This window comes from Mycobacterium sp. 1245852.3, assembly GCF_001669335.1.
GTDB classification, from domain to species: Bacteria; Actinomycetota; Actinomycetes; order Mycobacteriales; family Mycobacteriaceae; genus Mycobacterium; species Mycobacterium europaeum_A.
On the sequence record NZ_LZLL01000618.1, the window covers coordinates 1 to 7222 of the forward strand.

Sequence of the window (7222 nt, forward strand, 5' to 3'; positions counted from 1 at the left end):
CGCGGCCGCGGTCGCGCTCGTCGACAGCGACTACGCCAAAGCCAACAAGCTCAACGTGATGGGCACCGTCAAGGCCTGGGCCGCCGCGGGCGTGGCACCCCGGGACTGCGGCCTGGGTGCGGTGAAGGTCATCGGGAAGGCGCTGCAGCGGGCCGGCCTGTCGCCGGGCGACGTCGCCCTGTGGGAGATCAACGAGGCGTTCGCTTCCGTCCCGATCGCGGCCTGCCGCGAATACGGCCTCGACGAGGAGAAGGTGAACTTCTCCGGTAGCGGCTGCAGCCTCGGCCACCCGATCGCGGCCTCGGGTGCGCGCATGGTGACCACGTTGGCCTACGAGCTGGCCCGCCGCGGCGGCGGCATCGGCGTCGCGGCGATGTGCGCCGGCGGCGGCCAGGGCGGCGCGGTCGTCATCGAGGTCTAGCGGCGATCGCGAGGTCAGCGAAGCTGGTCGCCACCCATCGATCTGAGCCGTCAGCGGCTAATTGCAGAACGTGTAGCCGATGAATTGGGTGCCGCGCGTGTCGCCGCTCGAGTAATTGGCGAAGTGCACGGCCGGCTCGCCGTTGTACTGGGTGTTCATCTTCTGCACGGTCGGTGGTGGAACGCCCTTGGGGAAAGCCAGGATCATGTCGGCGTAAATCTCCAAGCCGGACTGGCAGATCGCCTCGCGGCGCGGCGGCTGCGGATTCCAGGCGTGCACGACGACCGGTTCGGTCAGCTGAGACCCCGTTGCGCAATTCGGGTCGCAGAGCTTGAACACCGCCGTGCCGGTCCCGTCGGCGCCCTGCGGTCCCCAGGACGTCCACGACATGTCCTGCAGCGCAACGGCCACACTGGCGCAGCCCAGAACGTTGAGCTTCTTCGGACGCGCGACCGGGGGGACGGACGGGTTATAGCAGCCCGGGATGGCGAAGCTCTCCGGCGCTGGCGGCGGCTGGGTGCTGGGCGCCGTCGCGCTCTGATGGCCCTGGCTCAGCTGCACGCCCACCACGGCGAGGACCCCGACCAGCACTGCGGCCGCGACAATCCCGGCCCCGATCAGTCGCCCCCGCGAGGTGTGCCGCAACCGCCTCGATAATGGGACGTTGGCGTTGCCGCTCACGCTCATTAGATTACGGGTGAAACTTTGCCGGTGGGCTGCTGCCCGTTTTCGCGTCTGACAGGGTAAAGTTGGTCATCGCTACCAAGATATTGAGGATTCCGCGGGGTTGCCGATGAATGACCATGATCTGGCCGCACGGGTGGCCACCGAGGCCGGTCGGTTGTTGCTCGGCGTTCGAGACGAATTCGCCCACGCGGAAGCCGCTGAACGGAAAGCCGCGGGGGACAAGCGATCCCACGATTTTCTGATGGAAGCGCTCACCGCGGAGCGGCCCGGTGACGCCGTGCTCTCCGAAGAGGGCGCCGATGACCCGGTGCGATTGCGCTCGGACCGGGTCTGGATCGTCGATCCGCTGGACGGCACCCGGGAATTCTCCGAGCTGGGACGCGACGACTGGGCCGTGCACGTCGCGCTCTGGGAGGCCGGTGAGTTGGTCGCCGGCGCCGTGGCGCTGCCGGCGCAGGGCATCACGCTGGCGACTCCCGACGTCGCCTCGCCTCCCGCCGTACCGGGCAAGCCGCGCATCGTGGTGTCGCGCACCCGGCCCCCCGCGATCGCCCTGAACGTGAAGGATGCGCTGGACGGGGTGCTGGTGGAAATGGGCTCCGCGGGAGCCAAAGTCGCTTCGATCGTGCAAGGGCTCTCCGATGTGTACGTGCACGCCGGCGGCCAGTTCGAATGGGACTCCGCCGCGCCGGTGGCGGTGGCACGGGCCGCCGGATTGCACACCTCTCGCATCGACGGCTCCGCCCTGGCCTACAACCAACCCGATCCGAAGTTGCCGGATCTGGTGGTCTGCCGGCCCGAACTCGCGGAAGCGGTGCTCGCGGTTACCCGTTGAGCGTCGACGTTGGGAAATGCGCTTTAGTCGGTCACTTTGGCGACGTGACGTTACCTGTTTGCTTGGGGGAGTGGGTGAAAGCAGCACGATAGGCGCTTGGGGTCAGACCGGTCTTGCGAATGAAATGGTCGCGTAGCGAATCAATGGAACCGAGCCCGCTGCGGTGGGCGATGACCCCGACCGGCAGATCGGTAGTCTCCAAGAGTTCACGTGCGCGGTCGATCCGCAGCTGCAGCAGCCATTGCAGTGGGCTGAGTCCAGTTTCATCCCGGAAGCGTCGATTAAGCGTGCGAATACTGACCTTTGCGTGATCAGCCAAATCGGCGAGTGTGAGCTTGTCCTGAATCTTTGTCAGGGCCCAAGCCCGGGTCTGACTCAAGCTGGCAGGGGCCGCCGTAGGGACCGCCGCGGCGACGAACTGCGCTTGCCCGCCGGGGCGCACAGGTGCAACAACGGCCAGGCGTGCGATCGTATTTGCAACTGCCGCACCGTGATCGGTGCGAATGAGGTGCAGGCATAGGTCGATTCCGGCGGCCAATCCGGCCGACGTTACGACGGGCCCGTCTTCGACGAACAGCACTTCGGGTCGGACTTGCACGTGTGGATAGCGTTGCGCCAACTCCGTGGCGTAACGCCAGTGCGTCGTCGCGCACCGCCCGTCCAGCAAGCCCGCAGCAGCCAGGACGAACGCGCCGGTGCAGATCGACGCGATCCGCGCACCGCGACTTGCGGCCTCCTGCAACACCGAAACCAGTTCGGGTGCGACCTCGTCGCGGGCGCCGGTACCGGTAACGAGAACGGTATCGGCGCCGCCGATCACCTCCAGTGAGCCGGTGACGATTACGTCGAACCCACCTCGCGTGGCCAACGGTCCGGGCACCGGTGTGCAGGCGCGGACTGCGTAGGCTTCGCGGCCATCGATCTGCACGCCGCCGAACAGCAGGTCGGGGATCGATAGCTCGAACGCACCGACCGGTGGGACGGCGACCACCGCAATGTGATGAATGGCCAGAACCTCCCTAAGTGTGGCATTTATGCCACTAGCGCAGTGTAGCCGGCCGCACGAATAGTGGGACTTCAATGCCCTGAAGGAGAAACATGTCCGTGAAAGTTGTTGTCGGAGCCGGTGGTGCGGGTGTAGCGACCGCTGAGCTGCTCGCCGACTCTGGCCATGAGGTACGGCTGATCACCCGGCGCGGCAGCGGTCCGAGCCATCCGCAGATCCGGCGGATCGCGGTTGATGCGTCGAAAACCGACGAGTTGATGGGTGCGCTCAAGGGGGTCACTACCCTCTACAACTGCGCCGCCCCGCCGTATCACCTGTGGCGCACGCGCCTTCCCGCCCTCGCTTCCGGCATGCTCAACGCCGCGATCGCGGCTGGGGCGGATTACGTGATGTTGGGCAATCTGTACGGCTACGGCCCCGTGACCGGCTCGATCACCGAACACTCGCCGCTGAAACCGAACTCGATAAAAGGCGAACTGCGCGCAGAAGTCTGGATGCAGGCAAAGGCCGCGCATGACGCCGGCCGGGTCCGCGCAACCGAGGTCCGCGCCAGCGATTTCATCGGCCGTGGCGCCATCTCGGTGTTCACGATCATGGTCGCGCCCAAGGTGCTTGCCGGCAAAACAGCACTATTCCCGGCCGATCTCGATGCGCCACACAGCTGGACCGGAACCGTCGATGCCGCGCGCGCTCTGGTCGCTGCGGGCGCCGACGAGCGTAGTTGGGGACGACCGTGGCACGTTCCGACCAACCCCGCGGTGTCGCCGCGCCAGTTGGCGACGGTATTGGCCGACTGCGCTCGAGTCGGCGCACCCAAGCTCCGCCGCATGCCGGGCTGGTTGCTGGCTGCGGCGGCGTTGGGCTCCAAAGTGGTCCGCGAGTTGCCCGAGATGCAGTATCAGCTCCAAAAGCCGTTCGTGATGGATTCCTCGGAGACTGTGCACACGTTCGGCCTGACCCCGACTGCGCTTGACGAGATCCTGCATGACGGCCTTTCCCACGGGCGCGGCCCTATCGCGACAGCTCGCGGAACGCGATCATGACGCAAGTCCACGAATGCTGCGAACTGGGTGCGTCGGTGCACCAGGTGTGGAGGCTAGTCGCCGATTTCGGCGGATTCGTCGAGATGCTGGTCGCCTCGCGTGACGGCACGGTCAGGACCCGCGGGGCCGGTATCGGGATGCTTCGCACCGTCACGGTCGATGGCGAGTGCATGGTCGAACGGCTCGACGAGATCGACGAGGAGCAATGGCGAACCCGTTACTCCATGATTATGACCGGACCGTTTCCCGTGGCCGATTACCGGGCAACCATCACCTTGCATCCGCTCGGCGAGAACAGGTGCGCGCTGAGTTGGGTGGGCTCCTTCATCCCCGTCGGTGCCAACGAATCCGATGCCGCAGCGGCGGTGCGCTCGGTCTACAGCGAGGGAATGGCATTGATGCGCGGCCGGTTTGGGAGCTGACACGGTCTGCCCGCACGGGACCCACTCAGACCGTGACGAAGTCGGCCATCATCGCCATGTCCTCGTGCTCGAGGTGTGGCAATGGACCAGATACGTTCCGCGATAGTCGGTGAACCGCACGATCACTTCCACCGCTTCAGCCGGTGCAACGTCGATGGTGTCCTTCCAACCATGATCGCAGCGCCGGGGGGTCTGTTGTTGCGCGAAGACTTGAAAGTGGTTGAGATGGACATGATCGGATCACGTCGAGCGCCATCCGACCCGTGGGTTGTCGAAGGTCATGGTCTGGCGGCTTCAGCGCCAGGCCTGCTGCCAAGACTGGATGCGTTCGGCCAGTTCGGGCCCGCGGTCCTCCTGGATGAAGTGGCTGGCGTTGATGCGGGCGTGTGGCTGGCCCGCGGCCCCGGGAATGTGCTTGATCAGTGCGCTGTCCGCCCGCCCGAGGATCGGATCGCGGGCCCCGAAGATGGCGAGGAACGGCTTTTCCCAGCGGCCGAGGGCGTCCCAGGCCTTCCTGTTGGCCGGGATCGCCGGATCGGTGGGCGAGGTGGGGACCAGCCGAGGGAACGCTCGCGCCCCGGCCTGATACGACTTGTCGGGGAAGGGCGCGTCGTACCCGGCGCGGACCTTCGACGGCACCCGGCGAACGGTCCCGGCGCTGACGATGCGGCCCGCGGGCAGCACGGGGGAGTAGCGGGCGAAGGCGCGCCAGGCATAGAAGGCGGGCGGGGTGCGCCGTTGCGCCGTGGGCAGGAAACCGTTGGCCACCACCAGCCGCCCGATGCGGTCGGACTGCTCGGCGGCGATGCGCAGCCCGATCAACGATCCCCAGTCCTGCACGAACAACGTGACGTCCCTGAGGTTGAGGTGCTCGAACCAGGAGGTCACCCATTCGACGTGCCGCTGGTAGGTGTAGTCCTCGACCCGGCTGGGCTTGTCCGAACGGCCGAAACCGATCAGATCGGGTGCCAGCACACGGTTCCCGGCGTCGGTCAGGGGAGGGATCATCGTGCGGTAGAGGTAGCTCCACGTGGGCTCGCCGTGCAAAAGCACGATCGGCGGCCCTTCGATCGTCCCCTCGTCGAGGTAGTGCATGCGCAGCGGGCGAGTGTCACTTGCGGTTACGTCCAGGTAGTGCCCAACGAACGGGTAGTCCTCCAGGTTTTCGAATCGGGAGTCCGGGGTTCGCAGCACATGCATATTCAGCTCCTCCGGTGAACCGGCACCTCTGCTAGCCTCTCTCGCCGGCGCGAGTTCGTCTAGTAGCAGATTCATTGAGGTGAGCCCAAAGGGCTACAACGCCATTGCCTAGCGCGCGTCGGCCAAGGCCCGGCCCATGCGCGACAGGGCCTCGCGCAGAATGACTTGCGAGGTGGCGAAGTTCAATCGCACGTGTCCGTTTCCGCCGGTTCCGAACACGTGGCCGGAACTGAGCGCTACCCGCGCGTGATCGAGGAACCAGCGGGCGGGCCCGGACAGGTCGGCGACCACCGCAAGGCCGTCGGCGGCCTCCTCGACGAAACCGAGTTCCCGGCAATCCAGCCACGCGAGGTAGGTGCCTTGCGGCCATTGGTATTTCACTCCGGGAAGGTGTTCGGCGACCAGCTCGCCCAGCAATGTCCGGTTCTCGTCGAGGCCCCGCAAGGTCGCGTCGAGCCAGTCGGCGCCGCTGCGAAATGCCTCGGCGTGGGCGATGACGCCGAGATGGCTGGGCCCGTGGCTGACCTCCTCGGGCATCCTGTCCAGGTCGGCGGCCGCCTCCGGTCCGGCGATGGCCAGGGCCGCCTTCAAACCGGACAGATTCCAAGCCTTCGACGCCGAGGTCAAAGCGAAGGCGTTCTCGGCGCCGGGGACGGTGAGAAAGGGCGTGAAGCGCGATCCGGGCAGGATGACGGGCGCGTGGATCTCGTCGGACACCACCCGCACGCCGAACCGCCGGGCGAGCTCGGCGACCCCGCGCAGTTCGTCGGCGGTGTGTACCGATCCGGTCGGGTTGTGGGGATTGCACAACAGATAGGCGATCTTCGCGTCGCTGGGAGCCCCCGCACGGGCCCGAACAAAGGCATTCTCCAAGGCGCCCAAGTCAATTCGCCCATCGCGCAGCGGCGCCTCGATCACCTGACGGCCGTCGTGGGTGACGAAAGCGTAGAACGGCGCGTAGACCGGCGGGTTGACGACGACCGCGTCGCCGCGATCGGTCAGCAGGCGCAACACCTCGACGACACCGAGCATGACGTCGGGAACCAGCGCTGTGCGGCTCACGTCGAGATCGTTCCACTGCCAATGCCGCGCCGCGAATTCGCTGACCGCTTCGGCCAGCGCGGTGCCGCAGGGATATCCGGTGTCGCCGCCGTCGATGGCCTCGCGTAGCGCCTGCGCTACCGTCGGCGCCAATTTCACGTCCATCTCGGCGACCCACAGCGGCAGGACGTCGGCGGGATGTGCGCGCCATTTCATGCTGGTGCGCAGCCGCAGCTGGGCCAGGGTGAGTTCCTCGAGCGGATTAACCGTCACGCCCGCAGAGTAACCGGCGTGACCTACCCGCCGACAAACGCTTTTTGCGGGATCGTCAACGGCAGGTCCACCGAACTGAGCAATCCCGGTTGGGCGGCAACGACATACGGCACGGCGTTGACGACACGCATCGCGGTGGCGACCATGGCGCCCGCCCCGGACGTCATCCCACCGATGCCCGCCTTCGCGGGATCTTTCAGCGTCGCCGCCAGCGTGCAGTCGATGTCCGGATCGCCGGAAATCATCACGCGATAGGACAGATCGCCAATCCCTTTGGGCCACTCGGGGGCGACG

General features: G+C 66.5%; 7 protein-coding genes and 3 pseudogenes. 4 read left to right on the forward strand and 6 right to left on the reverse strand.

Features of this window, described 5'->3' with window-relative positions:
- Positions 1-421 (forward strand): annotated as a pseudogene (locus A9W96_RS28765) (acetyl-CoA C-acyltransferase); the annotation flags it as partial.
- Between the two features lie 57 nt (positions 422-478).
- Here the strand turns inward: A9W96_RS28765 and A9W96_RS28770 are convergent.
- Positions 479-1108, reverse strand: coding sequence for a hypothetical protein (locus A9W96_RS28770; RefSeq protein ID WP_369827512.1), 630 nt, complete (start codon positions 1106-1108; stop codon positions 479-481).
- A 106-nt stretch (positions 1109-1214) separates the two neighbouring features.
- On the opposite strand from A9W96_RS28770, the gene A9W96_RS28775 reads away from it, so the two are divergent.
- The gene (locus A9W96_RS28775; RefSeq protein ID WP_067144573.1) at positions 1215-1943 is read left to right on the forward strand and encodes a 3'(2'),5'-bisphosphate nucleotidase CysQ; all 729 of its coding nucleotides are present in this window, start codon (positions 1215-1217) and stop codon (positions 1941-1943) included.
- 31 nt (positions 1944-1974) lie between these two features.
- On the opposite strand, the gene A9W96_RS28780 is transcribed toward A9W96_RS28775, so the two are convergent.
- The gene (locus tag A9W96_RS28780; protein WP_369830887.1) at positions 1975-2934 is read right to left on the reverse strand and encodes a GlxA family transcriptional regulator; all 960 of its coding nucleotides are present in this window, start codon (positions 2932-2934) and stop codon (positions 1975-1977) included.
- Positions 2935-3041: 107 nt separating this feature from the next.
- Here A9W96_RS28780 and A9W96_RS28785 point away from each other — a divergent pair, with 107 nt between their 5' ends.
- The gene (locus tag A9W96_RS28785) at positions 3042-3992 is read left to right on the forward strand and encodes an NAD-dependent epimerase/dehydratase family protein (protein WP_067144574.1); all 951 of its coding nucleotides are present in this window, start codon (positions 3042-3044) and stop codon (positions 3990-3992) included.
- On the forward strand, positions 3989-4414 hold the full coding sequence (locus tag A9W96_RS28790; protein WP_066871372.1) for an SRPBCC family protein: 426 nt from the start codon (positions 3989-3991) through the stop codon (positions 4412-4414). The genes A9W96_RS28785 and A9W96_RS28790 overlap by 4 nt, the downstream gene beginning before the upstream one ends.
- A 48-nt stretch (positions 4415-4462) precedes the next feature.
- Here A9W96_RS28790 and A9W96_RS32995 read toward each other — a convergent pair.
- The 4 genes and pseudogenes from A9W96_RS32995 to A9W96_RS28805 form a co-directional block, all read right to left on the reverse strand.
- A pseudogene (locus tag A9W96_RS32995) lies at positions 4463-4588 on the reverse strand (multicopper oxidase domain-containing protein); the annotation flags it as partial.
- Positions 4589-4708: 120 nt separating this feature from the next.
- Positions 4709-5614 carry a haloalkane dehalogenase gene (locus A9W96_RS28795; RefSeq protein WP_066871375.1) on the reverse strand — a complete coding sequence of 302 codons (906 nt, stop codon included), beginning with the start codon at positions 5612-5614 and terminating at the stop codon, positions 4709-4711.
- Between the two features lie 108 nt (positions 5615-5722).
- Positions 5723-6928: a MalY/PatB family protein gene (locus A9W96_RS28800; RefSeq protein WP_067144575.1), complete on the reverse strand. Its 1206-nt coding sequence runs from the start codon at positions 6926-6928 to the stop codon at positions 5723-5725.
- A 23-nt stretch (positions 6929-6951) separates the two neighbouring features.
- A pseudogene (locus A9W96_RS28805) lies at positions 6952-7222 on the reverse strand (dihydrodipicolinate reductase); the annotation flags it as partial.